At 38.8% G+C, this 17,190-nt stretch carries 15 protein-coding genes; 9 read left to right on the top strand and 6 right to left on the bottom strand.

Annotated elements, in window-relative coordinates:
* Positions 1-17 precede the first annotated feature (17 nt).
* The 4 genes from FTT92_RS09080 to FTT92_RS09065 all read right to left on the bottom strand — a co-directional run bounded on the left by FTT92_RS09080 (position 18) and on the right by FTT92_RS09065 (position 5,941).
* A complete protein-coding gene (locus FTT92_RS09080) occupies positions 18-1,853 on the bottom strand; it encodes an IucA/IucC family siderophore biosynthesis protein (protein WP_180171928.1) in 1,836 nt (611 codons plus the stop codon).
* On the bottom strand, positions 1,853-3,310 hold the full coding sequence (locus tag FTT92_RS09075; protein ID WP_180171927.1) for a lysine N(6)-hydroxylase/L-ornithine N(5)-oxygenase family protein: 1,458 nt from the start codon (positions 3,308-3,310) through the stop codon (positions 1,853-1,855). The genes FTT92_RS09080 and FTT92_RS09075 overlap by 1 nt, the downstream gene beginning before the upstream one ends.
* Complete coding sequence (locus FTT92_RS09070) at positions 3,303-5,087, bottom strand: IucA/IucC family siderophore biosynthesis protein (protein ID WP_180171926.1); 1,785 nt, start codon at positions 5,085-5,087, stop codon at positions 3,303-3,305. The genes FTT92_RS09075 and FTT92_RS09070 overlap by 8 nt, the downstream gene beginning before the upstream one ends.
* 584 nt (positions 5,088-5,671) lie before the next feature.
* Complete coding sequence (locus FTT92_RS09065) at positions 5,672-5,941, bottom strand: hypothetical protein (RefSeq protein ID WP_180023592.1); 270 nt, start codon at positions 5,939-5,941, stop codon at positions 5,672-5,674.
* Between the two features lie 356 nt (positions 5,942-6,297).
* On the opposite strand from FTT92_RS09065, the gene FTT92_RS09060 reads away from it, so the two are divergent.
* Positions 6,298-6,789, top strand: coding sequence for a hypothetical protein (locus FTT92_RS09060; RefSeq protein ID WP_180171925.1), 492 nt, complete (start codon positions 6,298-6,300; stop codon positions 6,787-6,789).
* Between the two features lie 113 nt (positions 6,790-6,902).
* Here FTT92_RS09060 and ybaK read toward each other — a convergent pair whose 3' ends face one another.
* Positions 6,903-7,370 carry a Cys-tRNA(Pro) deacylase gene (gene ybaK / locus FTT92_RS09055; protein WP_180022788.1) on the bottom strand — a complete coding sequence of 156 codons (468 nt, stop codon included), beginning with the start codon at positions 7,368-7,370 and terminating at the stop codon, positions 6,903-6,905.
* 220 nt (positions 7,371-7,590) lie between these two features.
* Here ybaK and FTT92_RS09050 point away from each other — a divergent pair, with 220 nt between their 5' ends.
* From FTT92_RS09050 to FTT92_RS09020, 7 genes are all read left to right on the top strand, one after another.
* Positions 7,591-8,427, top strand: a complete 837-nt coding sequence (locus tag FTT92_RS09050; RefSeq protein ID WP_180171924.1) for an acyl-CoA thioesterase II — start codon at positions 7,591-7,593, stop codon at positions 8,425-8,427.
* Between the two features lie 81 nt (positions 8,428-8,508).
* Complete coding sequence (locus tag FTT92_RS09045) at positions 8,509-9,144, top strand: CDP-alcohol phosphatidyltransferase family protein (protein WP_180102006.1); 636 nt, start codon at positions 8,509-8,511, stop codon at positions 9,142-9,144.
* Positions 9,145-9,191: 47 nt separating this feature from the next.
* Positions 9,192-10,946, top strand: a complete 1,755-nt coding sequence (locus FTT92_RS09040; protein ID WP_180171923.1) for a bifunctional alpha/beta hydrolase/class I SAM-dependent methyltransferase — start codon at positions 9,192-9,194, stop codon at positions 10,944-10,946.
* 18 nt (positions 10,947-10,964) lie between these two features.
* On the top strand, positions 10,965-12,317 hold the full coding sequence (locus FTT92_RS09035) for a phosphatase PAP2/dual specificity phosphatase family protein (protein WP_180171922.1): 1,353 nt from the start codon (positions 10,965-10,967) through the stop codon (positions 12,315-12,317).
* A complete protein-coding gene (locus FTT92_RS09030) occupies positions 12,314-12,742 on the top strand; it encodes a hypothetical protein (RefSeq protein WP_078193856.1) in 429 nt (142 codons plus the stop codon). Before FTT92_RS09035 ends, FTT92_RS09030 begins: the two co-directional genes overlap by 4 nt.
* Positions 12,743-12,803: 61 nt before the next feature.
* Complete coding sequence (locus FTT92_RS09025) at positions 12,804-13,454, top strand: 1-acyl-sn-glycerol-3-phosphate acyltransferase (protein ID WP_180023981.1); 651 nt, start codon at positions 12,804-12,806, stop codon at positions 13,452-13,454.
* The gene (locus FTT92_RS09020) at positions 13,454-14,398 is read left to right on the top strand and encodes a phosphatidate cytidylyltransferase (RefSeq protein WP_180171921.1); all 945 of its coding nucleotides are present in this window, start codon (positions 13,454-13,456) and stop codon (positions 14,396-14,398) included. The genes FTT92_RS09025 and FTT92_RS09020 overlap by 1 nt, the downstream gene beginning before the upstream one ends.
* A 458-nt stretch (positions 14,399-14,856) precedes the next feature.
* On the opposite strand, the gene FTT92_RS09015 is transcribed toward FTT92_RS09020, so the two are convergent.
* Positions 14,857-16,062, bottom strand: coding sequence for an alkane 1-monooxygenase (locus FTT92_RS09015; protein ID WP_180171920.1), 1,206 nt, complete (start codon positions 16,060-16,062; stop codon positions 14,857-14,859).
* A gap of 181 nt (positions 16,063-16,243) precedes the next feature.
* Between FTT92_RS09015 and FTT92_RS09010 the strand changes: the two genes are divergently transcribed.
* On the top strand, positions 16,244-17,188 hold the full coding sequence (locus FTT92_RS09010) for an AraC family transcriptional regulator (RefSeq protein WP_180171919.1): 945 nt from the start codon (positions 16,244-16,246) through the stop codon (positions 17,186-17,188).
* Positions 17,189-17,190 lie beyond the last annotated feature (2 nt).

Here is a 17,190-nt window from a genome sequence, read left to right as displayed (position 1 = left end):
TTAGCTCAAAAATCTGCTTATGACGCAATACGGTTGGTTGTCATTTTTTGCTTAGCAGTATGCTGTTGTTCTGCCCAGTGATTTAACGTGCTTGGACTCACAGGATTTGCAATTGGATCTAAAAATACAGGTACTGGTCGTTCTGCTTCGTCGTTATAACTGGTGGTAAACAGTCGGACGCGGTTCAGACAAATTTTCTCGAAACGTGGACGGAACATGCTGAATTTTTCAATACGATCTGCCCATTCAGGATGTGCTTGATGAAATTCGTCGATCACGCTGGAGATGATTTGCCAAAACTCAAGTTCTGTATACTCTGGATAATCTTCAAGGAAGACATTACAGATATAGCGGTAATGCACCATGAACAAACCTGTAAAGATAAAGTGACTAAGTTCTTCAGCAGGATGACGCAGTAAAATTTGCCCTTCAGGTGGTAAATTTTCGAGTTCAGGAAAATCTTCATCAACTAAATTGACATCATCAATAAAGTCCTTCAGCACCATTTTTTTTGGTAGACCATTTTCATGGATTAACATGGTGTTTTCACCGTGTGGAGAAAAAGCCAAACCATATTTGTATAAGCAAATCAGTAGTGGTGTTACGCAGACTTCAGCAAAACGCTTCAGCCATTGCAAAGGCGTCAAACCTGAAGCCTGAATCAACACAGATAAAATAGACTGACCATTTAGATCTCGATGCAACAATGCTGCTTGGGAAAGCGCTAACTGATGTTCACCGATGTAAGGCTCTACACTTTCACGCCATAAGCAACCAAACAATTCTTTAAATTGATAAGGCGCACCGTCTATCTGATCAAAACACGGCTGCTGTAAAGTGAGACTTGCGACTTCACCCAAAAATGCTACCTGTGTTTTTTGCAGGTCTGCATCATGACGTTGTAAGTCCTTCAGCCAAGCGGTCACCGCAGGTGCAGCCAAATTTCGTTTTGAAGGCAAACCTCGATAGACCGCCGTATTAAAGATACTGACAGGTAACTTTACATAATGACGTTCAGGATGACTGGTATTGCATAAAGTACGAATTGATTGCATTGGCACATAGTCGTCTTGTCCAATGTCCAGCTCTACAATGCGCTGATCGACGATTTCATTGGCATAGGTGGGGATTAACCACTGATGCCATTGCCACGCATGTACAGGAATAAAGAAATACTCAGCAGCATCTAAGGCATTGTCCGCTAATTGCTGTTGAAAATCGTGTAATTGTCCTGAGTCTAATTCATGGCGATATAAGCTTTGCGCATCCCAAGCCTCGGTCGAACGAAACTTAGCTAAATCACGATGAACAGCTAACCACAGAACTTTGACCGTTGGAGAAATCTCTGGTGCGGAGCTTAAATAATCATCATAGCCAAAGCCCATACGGCCTTTACTCATAATAAGCCATGGGTGTCCACGTAACATGCCTTCAATTTGATAGTGTGGCGCTGACAAGACAGCATGACTCAGCAATCGCTGTTCATCAAAAACATGGGCTTCTGCTAACCATGTATTGTTCATTTCTTTAATCAAATATGCCTTGGTAAATGGTTTCACCTCAGCTTGATTTGAAAAAGCACGAATAAATTCATGCAGATTCCATGCGGGCTCTGTTGTCGATTCACTTAACTCTCGAACGCTCCCTTCAACAATACGCCAATGCCCAAGCAGAAACTGAGTCGCTTCAAATTGATACGTTTTATCATCCAGTTTGAGTTGCCAAGTGTTATTTTCCACTTGCTGAATCTGAATAATTTCTTCATATAAAAACTCAGCAATCGCCATTTCAATCAGTCTTTGTCCTGCACGGCGCCACTGCGTTTGATTTATCTTTAATTTTGCAAATGTCATTATAATTTCTCGAGTTTAACCGTATTCTGTTCTTGCTTATTCGGCATGGTCGTATTGCGGTTCATTGCATAGTTGGCAATGGTTTTTTTAACGGATAAAGGTCTTTGGATATTGGTTGGCGCTGATTTCTTCACAATGCCCATACTGTGCATTTCAGTATTTTCACTGGGTGAAAAATGTTGGAAACTTTGTGCTTGATCGCCTAAATCGTATAAGTCAAAACCCAATAATTGATTAGCAATGACCGCTGCACGGTGAGCACCCAGCCCTAAATCTGGTGTTCCTACGCCGTGGCTGTGCATTTCCTGATTTTGAACAAAAATTTCACCGACAGCGTCATGCTGTACGCGGTAGTCCTGACTAATTTTCCAGCGACCGAATTCATCACATTGAATCAGTGGTTTTAGATATTTGAGATATTGCCACTCTGGACTGTGATATCCCGTTGAAGCCACGACAAAGTCCGCATCTAGATAGAATTGTTCTGCCGTGACTTTATGCTGAAACTGCAAACGGACGCCCGCACCATGAGGCTCGGCATCGACCAAACCCACCTGAGCATGTAAATGCGTCTGTTGAATATTTTGACCAATACTCCGGTGATATAGTTTTTGGTAAATATCACGGATGGTTTTTGCACTGATGCCCTTATATAACAAACTTTGTTGCTTCAATAGTTCGGCTTTATTTTCAGGGCTCAGTTGATAAAAATGCGCGGTATAATCTGGACTAAAATGCTCCAATCCAAGTGGTGCATATTCCATTGGGAAAAACCCATTTGAGCGTGTCAGCCAATGCAATTTAAACTGCGCTGTTGTCGTCTGATCCTGCAAATATTGACGATCAAACAGATCCATAAAAACTTCGGCCGAAGACTGGCCTGATCCCAGTACAACCACATTCCCTTTCAAGTGATTTAACGCTGCATTGCAATAATTTGCAGAATGTAAGCAGCGCTCCGGATATTGCTGTTGTATGTCTTTTAGACACTGTGGTAAATGCGGAACATTACCCGAACCAATGACCAAATTTCGGCATTGATAACGTCTAAAACGTCCATCTTGCTCGACCATGACTTCAAAGCCTTGCTCTTGGGCATAAATGGCTTTTACGGTTGATTGATATTGAATATGCTCTAGTTGGTCTGCAACCCACTGACAATAATGGTTATATTCACGTCTAGGAATCTGAGCTTGTTCTAAAAAATAGAATTTGTATAAACGCTGCTGCGCCTTTAAGTAATTTAAAAAACTAAAAGGACTGGTTGGATCAACCATGGAAACCAGATCAGCCATGAACGGCACTTGCAGCACTGTATTGGGCAATTGCATACCCGCATGCCAGTCGAACTGTGGTTTCTTTTCAAAAAATTGATATTGCAAATGATTTTGCTTATGTAGCAAACTCGCCAAACTAAGGTTAAATGGCCCTAAGCCTATCCCAATAAAATCAAGCATATTGCACATCCTTCTGTTCCACACATAAAGGATTTGGCAACTGTACATAAACCGATTGCTGATCGACTGGGGCAATCAATTCATCCAGCTCATACAAGCGCGTCAACAGATTACCCTTATACGGCAAGGTCGGCTGATAAAGTAATGAATGAATCAATGAACTTTCTGGATATGCCCGATGTAAGTCCAACAGTTCATTTTGCAATATCGATATCAACACTTGCTCTGTGACATATCCAGTTGCACCAATTGCATTGATAATGCCGAATAAAGTATTACCAAAGAAATAATAGCTAAAGCGCTCATCGACAAAAGCTTTGGAACCCACGGCATGCGCTTTTTCTTGCAACTCTGGAAATGCGCTTAAGACCTCACCTGCTAGTTCTTCAATATAGTAAAAGCCTTGATTGTCACGCAGCCATAGATATTTAGGCATTGCATTTTCAAGCTCAAGTAAGACATTTTGCTGATGTGATTCAAAAGCCATTCCGTATTGATGGTACAAATACATCAGTGGTTTTAGACTGATAGCTAAGAATTGTTTAAACCAATTGATTGCAATGGTACTTTGATCAAGTTCAGGTTGTTGTTTTGCTATTTGTTCAAATAATGCATTAAAACGGTTTTTCGGCTGTGCAGGATGATCTTGGCATAATGATGCAATACAACTCACCTGCTGCTTTTCACTGAAAGGCTGATCACGGAAGATGCAAATAGTTTCTTCGACGATTTCATCATCTATGCTCAATGCCATCCACGCAGGATCATTAACCGCTTTGAGCGTTGGGCATTGTTGTAAAATACGTTCACCGAGACTTGAATGCCACAGTCTATGGGTCATTTCACCACGGTGGCATTCTTTGGCAAGGTTGACTCGGATTGAATTGGTGATCATTACAGATAGTGATGGTTTTAACATCCACGGCGCTGCAAAACTTGCCATAGTCCGTACCGAAGTTGTTGGTGAAAATGCCCAACCTTTCTCGCCAAAATCGATAATTTTTAATTTGGTTTTTAAGTTTTTAAACCATACTTTTGACTGTAAATAACGTGCTTGCCAAGGATGCAAAGGCAATAACTTATAATGTGAATAGGCATTCAGTAGTGCTTGATCAGTTTCTGATAAATGCCATTGCAATTCGCTTTTCAATTGCGCTGATACAGCTTGATCTAAAGCTGAACCTTCTTGAATATATTCTGGAGCTACCAACCAATAATGCAGTTGGCTGAGACCTTTGGCTTCTGGCGAATACCTTTCCCAATCTTCATGCACAAAACCGACCCGACTTTTCGGTGCAGGATGCATGCTGTGCCCTAAAATTAAAGCTTGTTCCGATTCAATGAAACTTTGTTCCGCTTGGACTAAAGCCTCAAAATCATGTTCACGCAGTGTCAAAAATTGAGTTAGCGCTTCACGACTTTCGATCCAACGCTCTAATAATGATGAAGCATCCAGTGTATGACCTGACTCTTGTACGAGCTGTTCAAGTAATAAACTCGCTATCGCGGTGATACTAAATGACTGTTTCTGTCCTTTATTAAAAATGTATGGGATATCTGCAAGACGATGTCTACCAACAAGGCTGACATAAGATAGTGGTACAAATAACTGTGATTGTATGCAATCTAAGGGGATGCATAACAACGTCAAGCCTTGGCTAAACGTCAATTGTGATGAATTCTGTTGATACTTTTCCAGCAAAATACCTTTACCGGTTTCTTGTGAGTATGCATTGACAAGATGCTGCATCGCCAAGCGATTTGCAAGCTCTTTCATCTGACCATATCCTCTATTTTTAAGCTTTTTCAAGCTTTGTCATGTAATTATGTTTCTTTAACTGTGCAAGTAATGCTTAGTACGCTGGCCAGCGTGAAACCATGCTAATGATAATCATTATTGTTAATAATTGCATTTTTGTGAAGATTTGCTACAGGATTGCAAATTTGGTCTTATCTCTATGTATTTAAAAATTAATTTTTTTAATATGAACTTTTCTGTTTTTATTTATACAATTTTCTGAAATGGAACTAAATGATAATTTTCTCATTTAGCATTGAACAAATAAATCATATTGCTTATTTTTTAGCCGAATTATCACATTATGCAACTTAAACTAAAAACCCATGTCTTTTACATGGTTTTTTATATTCTGCTTTTAACCAAGCTTTTATTTAAATCAAGGAACGAAATGTGCAGTTAAATTTTAATCATTGAAGACTTTACTAACACCATACTGGCCATACATCCTTATTGCCAATTAGCATGTATTTCATAACAAACACCTACTGATTTCTGATCTATATCTTCTATTCAGACTGGTTATACAGCATGAATTATGTACTCCAACGATTTGGTTGAAATCAATCAATTGATTTAACAACCCAATCCAAAAATTTGTGCTTATCAAAAAAGTCTGGCGCAGCATTCGCAAATATACTTTTTTCTCTGTTATTAAAGATTCCTTTGTAATAAAAAGACCTATCTGCGGTAAATTTTGACTCATCCCCTTCATGCAATTCTCTAAAGAAGATCGATAACTGCATAAATCGACTTTTAGAAGCTAAACCATGTTTTTCTAATACAAAATTATAGATTTGCTCAATAATCGCTTTAGTATTTGAATAAGGCATTTTGTTGTCTCTTTATTAGATCGCACTTTTAAATTACAGCTTTTAAATTAAAATACAACTGTTTTAGTTGGATTTTAAATACCTATTTTTTATAGGTATTTTTTACGTTTAATATAATTAAGAACTATTAATGAATTAACCTCTAAACATGAAGTTTTACTAAATTCTACTTCTGCAACTTCATGCATTTTCGTTATTCAAAGCTAAAAACGAAACAACAAAAGTGTAGTCTTAGCTAGAACTTCCAAATTATAAATAATCAGTTGAAGTGAAATGAGCCGTATTAGTATGTACAAAATACGAATTAACCAAGATTAAAATGTTAAAAGTTTTAGCTGAACAAGGAATTCACCTAGATGTATATCAAAATTTTAAAGTTTATAAGTATTCTCATTTTTAGCAGTATTTTAACAACAGGATGTAAATTTTCACCGTCTCCTCAGCAAGAATTAGATGTACAGGCAAATTTTTTCCCGTCTATGTTGAGAATTGATGGAAATCTCTTTGCCTTAGCGAATCAAACACCTCCTAATGATTTAACTATGGAATTATTTAAATCAACACTACTCAAAGCAACTATGCTGAGAAAATACGAAGTTGAAGCTAAAAATAATTTTAGTTTAGAAAAAAATAGAAATCCAATTGAGCTGAATTCAATGTGTTTGATGACTAAATTTCTTCTAAATAAATCATATATTCAAAAAGCTAATCTCAATCCTGAATTTTATGAAGATATTTACGGCTGGATTAAAACAAAGAATAGTTCTTGGGAAAACTTACTTAAAGAGACTAAACCCGGAGAGTTCGAATATTCATGTGTGATTTCTCCTTCAAATATCCCCAATTAAGATGTGACATCGAACCAAAAAGCCGCTTAATGCGGCTTTTGTTATTTTATAGATTTTGAAGTGGAAGGTATTCCCTCTAAATTCACTTAAATTTAAGTAGTCAAAAACCGCACTTAAACATCTATCACATCAGCAAAATTTGCACCCAAAACTTTTGCTAAATCCTCGGGTTTTAAACCAATATCCAAACCACGCTTACCACCACTCACATAGATTTTAGCTAAGTTCTGTGCAGAAGCATCGATCACAGTTTTTAAGCGTTTTTTCTGTCCAACTGGACTAATACCACCTACCAAATAACCGGTTAAACGCTCTGCATCCTTTGGGTCTGCCATTTTTAGTTTTTTACAGCCAAATGCTGTGGCCACTTTTTTCAAATTCAGCTGATATTCCACTGGCAATACGGCAACAAAGTAATTTTTATCGTCCGTAACCATCAATGTTTTAAAGACTTCTTCGACAGTTAAACCAAGTTTTTCCGCAGCTTCTAAACCAAAACTTTTTGCTTCTGGGTCATGGTCATATTCATGAATTGTAAAGTCGATTTTATTAGATTTTAAGAGTTTACATGCAGGTGTCATTGCTTTTTCGTCATTCCATTCGGACAACTAGGAAAACTCGATTATAAGCCTATTCTAGAAAGACCGGCGAACACTTTTATATTTTTCATGAACATGACTTGTGCAATAAGTTTGAGTTGAATACATTTAAATAAAGCAAAAATTTCAAAAAAATATGACAACGCTGACTTAAGACCTCATCCAATTATTATCTGTAGTGCCCAAAGATCAGGGCTACTTTTTGGCACAGAGCAAACCTCTGTTTGGTGACCATATTTTTGGTGGGCAATTACTTGCTCAGAGCATAGTCAGTGCATCCTTTACCTGCACACTCCCACTCCACTCTTTACATGCCAACTTTATTTCTGCGGGTCTTGCAAATCATCCCGTATTATTTAAAGTCGAAAATTTACGTGATAGCCATAGTTTTTCTACACGACAAGTGACCGCCATACAGCATGGCAAACCAATATATATGGTGATGTTGTCCTATATGAAAAACGAAACGGGTATGGAGTATCAAATACCCGAACCAGATCTGATCCAACAGTTTCCACCAAGTATGCTCAAAGAGGAGCAATTCTATAAATCGCAAATCCAATCATCTATTTCACCTGAATATCTATCCACATTTTTACAGCCTTTTCAGCTTATATCTAAACCAATTGAATACGTGCTGACAGATTTGCCACCGTCCGGTCAAGCTTCTGTCTTAAATCAAAATCAATATGCAGAATATTTAAAACTCCATGATGCCTTAGATGCCCAATTTGACCAACTTCATATACATCAAGCCATTGCAGCATATTATTCAGACTATAATTTATATTCTGCGGCGCTCAAAACACATGGTTTAAATTATCTGTCTCCTGAACTCATCGCAACTAGCCTTGATCATTCGATGTATTTTCATCATACCTTTCGGGTGGATGATTGGATTTTCTATGACATGAATACCACTCGAACCTCGCAATCACGTGGGCTTAGTCATGGGCAAATGTGGCAAGATGGAAAATTAGTCGCAAGCACCACACAAGAAAATTTAATGCGTTATACAGCCGAATCGTCAGCCTTGTGACAATCTTTAACATTCAAATTCTTGTTAAGTTAAGCATCAATCGTATAAAATTCATGCAAATCATACCGCTATAACAATAATATGCCTTCGATCTACCAACTTAAACCTGCATTTCAAAAACTGCTTCGACCTTTGGTTAAATCACTTCATCATCTTGGTATTACGGCAAATCAAGTAACCCTACTGGCAATGTTCATTTCGCTAGCTGTGGCATTTTTTATTTATATCTATTTCTCTCACAACGGTATTGGTATTTTACTGTTGATTTTCCCCGTATGGATGCTTATTCGTATGGGTTTCAATGCTATAGATGGCATGCTGGCACGTGAGTTCAACCAACAATCCAAACTCGGTGCTTTTTATAATGAATTATGTGATGTGATTTCTGACTCAGCACTCTATTTTAGTTTAATTTGTTTTGCTTTTATTCAAGCTGAACTGCTGATTTTAACATGTTTTCTCGCCATACTTGCTGAATATACAGGTGTGATGGCGCCATTAGTGGGTCAAGAACGTCGTTACGATGGCCCAATGGGAAAAAGTGACCGCGCTTTTGTATTTAGCATCATCTGTATCGTGATCGTGACTTCTTCTATATTTAACTTCGGTTTAAATACATTGTCTCTTATTTGCAATAGTATTTTGATTATTATCATCTTTTTATTATTTATCACGATTTATAACCGCATTAAAAATAGCATTATCAACCCACAATAAATTTCAGTTTAGATCGTCAGTCGATTTATTATTTTGAGAACAACACAATGTATAACAATACTCAGCATACCTTTACGAGCCATGATGGAACATCCTTGTTTTATCAACATTGGGAAAATAGCAGTTTAAAAAGCAACCGTAAGAAAAAAGCGGTGATCTTATTTCATCGTGGCCATGAACATTCGGGACGAATGGCGCATTTGGTCAATGAATTGAATTTGCCTGATTTTGATTTTTTCGCTTGGGATGCGCGAGGTCACGGCAATACCCCAGGTGAACGTGGTGATGCTCCTAGTTTTTCCGCATGCGTTCATGACATTCAATATTTTGTTCAGCATATTGAACAGACTTACCAAATCCGATCAGAAAATATAGCAATTGTAGCTCAAAGCGTTGGCGCTGTTTTAGCCGCGACATGGGTGCATGATTATGCCCCTAAAATCCGTGCTTTATGCCTTGCCTCGCCTGCATTTGACATCAAACTCTATGTGCCTTTTGCAAAACCTGGCTTAACACTTCTCAATAAATTCGCTGGCAACTTTTTTATTAATAGTTATGTCAAAGCCAAAATGTTGACACACGATACTGCACGTGCGCAAAGTTATGATACTGACCCAAAAATCGCTCGGGCCATTTCAGTCCGGATGCTGCTGGGGCTATACGCAGCTTCAGATCGAATCGTTAAAGATGCACAAAATATTTTTGTTCCTACTCAAGTCTTATGTTCAGGATCTGACTTCGTGGTGCATCAAAAACCGCAATTGGCGTTTTATCAAAAACTCCCTCATCCATTGAAGGAATATCACGTCTTAGATGGTTTTTATCATGATACTTTAGGTGAAAAACATCGCAAAATCGCCATAGATAAAATCCATCGCTTTATTCAACAATGTTTTAAACAACCCTATTCCGCACCTAAACTTTTAGATGCCGATAAAATTGGCCCGAGCTGTGCTGTAGCAGAAACCTTAAGTTCAACGCTTCCAAAACATTCTTTAAAACATGCATTTTGGAGCTTAACCAAACAAAATCTTAAAATTGGTAGTCTCTTTTCCAAGGGCTTAAAAATTGGTGAAGAGACAGGATATGACTCTGGCAGCACCTTAGATTTTGTTTATCGAGATCAATCAGAAAGCCAAAATGCTCTTGGTAACATCATCGATCGACAATATTTAAATGCGATTGGTTGGCGTGGTATTCGCGTTAGAAAACAAAATATTGAAGCGCTATTAACGAAATATGCTTCTAAGTTAAATGATGCCCAACACGCGGTACGGATTATGGATATTGCTGCAGGCCATGGCCGATATATTTTAGATGCTGTACAAAAACTGCCTGAGCATCCTGAATCTATTCTGCTCAGAGACTATAGCTCGATCAATGTACAAGCGGGTCAAGCAATGATTGAGCAAAGAGGTTTAAGCCAGATTGCCAAATTTGTAGAAGCGGATGCATTTGATACCACTTCTTTAGCCAGTGTTGAACCTAAACCCACTCTAGCCGTGGTCTCAGGTTTATACGAATTATTTAGTGATAATGATTTACTTAGACAGTCCTTATCCGGCTTAAGCCAGGCCATTGAGAAAGATGGTTATCTCATCTACACGGGTCAAATTTTGCATCCGCAACAAGAGTTTATCGCCCGTGCCCTGACCTCACATCGCCAAGGAGATGCATGGGTCATGCGTTTGCGCTCACAAGCAGAAATGGATGCCTTGGTTGAGCAAGCCGGTTTCAAGAAAGTCGATCAAGTCATTGATGAGTTTGGTATTTTCACCGTTTCCGTTGCACAAAAAATTTAAGCTTGGACGGTCAATTTTATGCATAAACTAGATACGGAAACAGGAACATGGAAATACGGCCTACTGTGTTTGGCATTTCTGGCACCTTTTTTCTTCTTAAGTTATGGTTTTGCCAATCAATACGCTGCGGGTTTAGCGTCTGTACCTGTTATCGTCTTTGAATGGGAAAAATATATTCCACTTTGGCCATGGAGTATTGTGCCTTATTGGTCGATTGATCTGTTCTATGGTTTGTCTTTATTACTTTGTTGGAATAAGTTTGAATTAAAACAACATGTCCTGCGACTATTTTCGGCACAAATCTTTTCAATCAGCTGCTTTTTAATTTTCCCGCTACGTTTTAGCTTTGAACGCCCCGAACTCACAGGTTTTTTCGGCCTATGGTTTGATGTCTTGATGGGCTTCGATAAACCGTTTAATCAAGCACCTTCCCTGCACATTGTGCTACTGGTGATACTTTGGGATTTTTTCCGTCGGCATAGCACAGGTAAGCTAAAATATCTGGTAGATGGTTGGTCCTTTTTGATTGGTCTCTCAGTTCTAACCACTTGGCAGCACCATTTTATAGATATTCCAACAGGTTTATTGGTCGGTGCCTTATGTTTATGGCTATTCCCGATGGCTGGCTCTGCGCCATGGGTTCAAAATAAACAAAGTCGGCTAAGCTTAAAGCACATTAAAATCGGCATCCTTTATCTGTTTGCTGCCTTATTGTGTAGCGCAATCGCACATGCAAAAGGTTGGTGGCTTTGGCTGCTCTATCCTGCAAGCAGTCTGCTTTTAGTTTCGTTTGCATATTTATTCAATCGACCCCATTTTTTTCAAAAACTCAGTCATGGTGATATGACCATTGCTGCAAAAATATTGTTTGCGCCTTACTTTGTATTTGCTTGGATCAATAGCCGAATCTGGACTTATCGCCATCCTGAAGATTCTAAAATCATCAAAATCAATCAGAGTTATATTTATTTAGGTCGCTATCCGTCCAAACAGGTCATGCAACAATATGATGCTTTACTCGATTGTTGCGCAGAATTGCCCACTTATCCAAAGTGCTCATATGCCCAAAACTTGAGTTTAGACCTGATTCCTTTACAGGCCAATCAGCTGCATCATGCTGTAGATTCTTTAGAACTACTCTTGAAATCTAATAACAATGATGAAGCACAAAACATCTTGGTCTTCTGTGCTTTGGGATATTCACGAAGTAGTGCTGTAGTGGCCGCATTATTATTGAAACAACATCCTGAATATTCAGTCGAAGATGTTTTACGGATTATTCGCCATAACCGTCCTTGGGTTGTGCTTAAAACACCGCAAATAAAACATTTAAATACTTATCGTTTAAAACTTAAAGGACTTGCACCATGAATTTACAACTTGTGGTGCTATCAAAGTTGTTACAATCCACCACTGGATTGCTCATTTCAGCTTATGTAGCAGCGATCCTCACGCTCTCGCTCATCATCCAGTTTGGCAATGTGATGCTATTCGATTTGCTATATATATTAATTTGTCTAGTTTTGCTCGGAATACAACATTATTTAAGCCTGAGAATCAAATTTGATTCGGCACTTTTAGCCACTGTCGCTGAATACAGCCAAACTCAAAACCTTGAACAAACCACCAAGGAGCTGGACTTAAGTTTAATCAACTTAAAATTAATGCCTGCAAATAAATGTGGTCGCGCATGGGAGCTGCGTGAATTAGGTTGTCTGGCTTTATTTAAATGGCAGATATTTGTGCTTTGCTTGCAATACATCGCATTCATCTGCATATTTTTACTGTATAAATAATTCACAATAATTTGAATCTATGCCAAATCCAATAGACACTTCAGGGAATTCTCACTCACCAATGAAAGGTAATTTTTTAAGCCGTTCAATTGCTCGCTATATTGCCTTTCTCACTCGTCGTGGTGCGCGGCTGCTCACGGGCGCGCGGAGTCTATGGGTCGGGTGCAAACCGGTTATGAAACAGCGTATTTATTATGCAAATCATAATAGCCATATCGACTTTATTTTGCTTTGGTCATCACTGCCGACAGATCTCAGACGAAAGACGCGTCCTGTAGCTGCTTCGGATTATTGGTTAAAAGATGGCTTTCGACGTTTTCTCATTCAAGACACGTTTACTGGCGTCACTATTCAACGAAATCGAGAGCAAAATCAAGATCCCTTAGAACCGATCAAAACCGTTTTAGCGCAAGGTGACTCAATTATTTTCTTTCCTGAGGGTACTCGAAATTTAAATGATGACGTTGAATTATTAGCCTTTAAAAGCGGCTTATTTCATCTCAAAAATCAATTTCCTGATGTTGAAATCGTACCGGTATGGATCTCTAATTTAAAACGTGTCATGCCTAAAGGCGCTCTTATACCATTGCCGTTATTATCTACCGTTATATTTGGTAAGCCTTTAGAAGCCCATAATGAACAGAGTAAAACTGAGTTTTTAAACTACGCTCAGGACGAATTACTCAAATTAAAAGCATTGGAGTATCAATAATGGAATTCACCAATGCGCAAATGACCTATGTATTGTTTGGTATTTTTGCAGTTATTTTGATTATTGCCTCAACCATTGGCTCAATACTAAAATTTAAAGCGGGTTATGCACCTGCACCAGTTATCGACAATTTAAATGCACGGATCAATGCATGGTGGGTCATGCTGTTGGTACTTGGTGTAGCAATTTCATTAGGCAAAATTGCTTTTGTGATGCTGTTTGCGTTGATTTCACTCTTTGCTTTACGTGAATTTATCAGCTTACTTCCAACCCGTCGCGGTGATTATCTTCCGTTGCTGATCGCTTTTTATTTTGTCATTCCATACCAATATTACTTGGTGTATATCGACTGGTACGGGCTATATTCTATTTTTATTCCGCTGTATGTATTTCTTCTTATCCCTATTGCTACACTTAAAGCCGAAGATACCACGCGATTTTTAGAGCGCAGTTCAAAAATTCAATGGGGTCTGATGATCAGCGTATTCTGTATTTCGCATGTGCCTGCGCTATTAAATCTTAAACTTCCCGGATTTGAAGGTGAAAAAATTTGGCTAGCGATCTGGCTGATCATGGTGGTACAAGCCTCCGATGTCTTACAATATGTCTGTGGCAAGCTATTTGGAAAACACAAAGTCGCACCGATACTTTCACCATCTAAGACCGTAGAAGGATTAATCGGAGGCATTGCTTTAGCCACTGCATTAGGCATTGCTATGTCATGGCTTACACCCTTTAGCTATCTACAGGCTGCATGTATTGGTTTTATTGTTTGTATATTCGGTTTCTTTGGTGGTCTTGTCATGTCAGCCATTAAACGCGATCGTGGTGTAAAAGATTGGGGACAACTTATCCAAGGCCATGGTGGCATGCTCGACCGAATTGATTCCATCTGCTTTTCAGCACCGATTTTTTTCCACATTTTGCGCTATTGGTGGTCTTAAGAAATGACTAAGTTTTAAATAGAAAATTTGGGATTTTAAATGATGTTACGCACGTAGAATTACTTTTACATTTTAAAGATGATTTTTAAGTCTATTCGACGGAGTCATACATCTAAGGATTGAATAAAGATCTTAGCCTTCGGCTGGAAATACTCTTACGAAGCGTTGTTTCTTATTCGGCAAAATGAGAAGCGTGCTTCATAAGGAAACCATCTTGTGGAGCATTGCTCCTCACCGTAAAAATAGTTCACTAACGTCTAATTATTCAAAGTATCGCAGAAACATTTTTGATTACAATAAGTCTTGTCTCAAACAATTTCGGATGACGTTACCGTGTATCGTTCTTTTATTTGAATCAACGTGCGCTTCTGATGTTACTGCGTAGCATCGGTTAATAATACGCACAATAAAAAATCCCAACTAAACAAGCTTGGGATTCTTCTCATCAGGTATTCGATTTAAACGTCTGAAATTGCAAACTTTTTAAAAATACTTGCACGACGTTTAGGATGAATATTGGCTTTAGTTAAATCGCCTTGGTAGTGATCATAGACACGTTTATCCATCATCTTAAACCAAATAGAGGGTACTAAAGCAGGAATTAGCATAGTGGCATAGCCGCTAGGCAACTCTGGCGCTTCATCAAAATGTCTTAAAGCCTGAAATGGACGAGTCGGATATGCATGATGGTCTGAATGTCGCTGTAATTGATACAAAAATAGATTGGTCACAATATTATTGTTATTCCAACTATGTTCAGGCATGGTTCGCGCATAACTTCCATCCGGTTTTTGCTCACGCTTCAGGCCATAATGTTCAATATAATTAATAATTTCAAAAAGGCTGATTCCATAAAAGGCCTGTGTAACTAAATACGGTGTCACGCCTTTACCAAACATTTTCAGCATCGAGGCATGAAAACCTGCACTCATCGCCCAACCATGAAACAGTTCATTTTCCTTCGAAAAGAAACTTAAACCTTTACGTTTTAAACGTTGTTTCTCAATCTGCACCGCCGATTTAATTCCACCAAATACAGTGCGTGGCCAAAACTCATAAAAAGTTTCGCCCATTTTTGAAGATGCAGGATCTTCAGGCGTTGCCGCACGTTTATGGTGCCCATAAGGATGTTCGATGCGGAAATGGCTATAACCTAATGGTGCGAGCGTCGCATGTGCCCAGTAATGGTCTTTTTTATGTGGTCGATGGCAGAGTTCATGTGCTGTATTTACACCGACGCCATTAATTGCACCCATCGAAATCCCAAGTAGAACTTGATCTAATATTGAAACATCTTTACGGGTAACCACATAGCCAGCAAAAGCATTCGCTGCCATTTGCAGTGGAATAAATAGTTTGACGATCCGATCATAATAGGGATCATTCACTAAAACTTTGATGTCATCATCTGTCGGGTTATTGGCATCATCACCGATCAGTGCATCCAGTGCAGGAATAATGACATGCAGTAGAAGCGGCCCGCCCATGGCAAATAGTTTTTTTGTCTGTTTTGGACCAAAATGATAACCCGCCAAGATCCCCATACCAATGACTGGTAAACCTGGACTCAATAGCCAACCATAACGTTTTTTATCTAAAACACTACCGATTTTGCTTTCTAACTGAGCGAGCTGCTGTTCATTTAATTTTACTGGTGCATTCATGCGCTAGACTTCCCTATTTACTTCTTCTGTGTTTATATTCGTAAAATATGGGCAGCCAGAACAGTTTTAAGCGTCCAAAAAAACTATGCGATCGTCTTTGGCATTTAAGGATAAATGTTGACCTTTAAACACATAGTGACCATCTATAAATACAAAATTAATATGAGTAAATATTTGAAATATGGATGCTTTAAGTAAAATTTTTGATGATATTCATCTCCACCGATCTGAATATATTTATTTGAGATCAAAGCATCCTTGGGCTTTTCATTTTCAAGATCTTAACGCCATGGTTGCGTATGTGGTGATTCAAGGTCAGTGTGTTGTGCATATAGATCAAGAGCAGGTCTTACTTGAAACTGGCGATCTTTGCCTTATTCCCTCAGGGCAAAATCATTACTGCAAATCTATACAGTCTGATGTCTTGGTTGAGTCAATAAACATCACACCACTGTTTCAAGAGCAACGAAATAAAACCATTGAATTAAATTCTGCCGAATCTCATAAAGCAGAGGATTTATTTGTACTCGCGATCCGTGGGCATGTCGACAGCATTATGGCAAAGCCCTTAGTGAATGCACTCCCCACGCTGTTACATACACCACATATCATGAGCAGTACCGCACCGGAATGGTTGCAAATTGGCTTACATTTTCTGGCAGTTGAAGCGCATCAGATACGTCCAGGCCGCGACAAAATTTTGGATCATTTGGTGAGTATTTTATTTATCGAATGTGTACGTGATTATATTGCAGCCTTGTCAGATTCAAGCAGTTGGTTGCATGCCTTGAGTCATCCTGAATTATCCAACGCTTTGGCCGCGATTCATGAACAACCACAGCATGCATGGACCGTCGAAAGTTTGGCAGAACAATGTTGCATGTCACGTTCTAAATTTGCCAGTTTATTCACTCAAATGCTCGGTGAATCACCACTCGCCTATTTGCAGCAACATCGTTTGCGACTGGCAACACAGCACTTACAAACGGGGCAACTGACTATTCAGCAAATTGCCCATCGTATCGGTTACTCATCTGAAACGGCATTTAGCCAAACTTTTAAAAAGTTTTATGATCTCACACCGAGCCAGTATCGACAGCAGCATCAGATCGCAAAAAATGAGTGACC

This window comes from Acinetobacter sp. YH12023 (genome assembly GCF_013420135.1).
Classification (GTDB): Bacteria; Pseudomonadota; Gammaproteobacteria; order Pseudomonadales; family Moraxellaceae; genus Acinetobacter; species Acinetobacter amyesii.
This window is presented reverse-complemented; position numbering and strand designations above follow the sequence as displayed.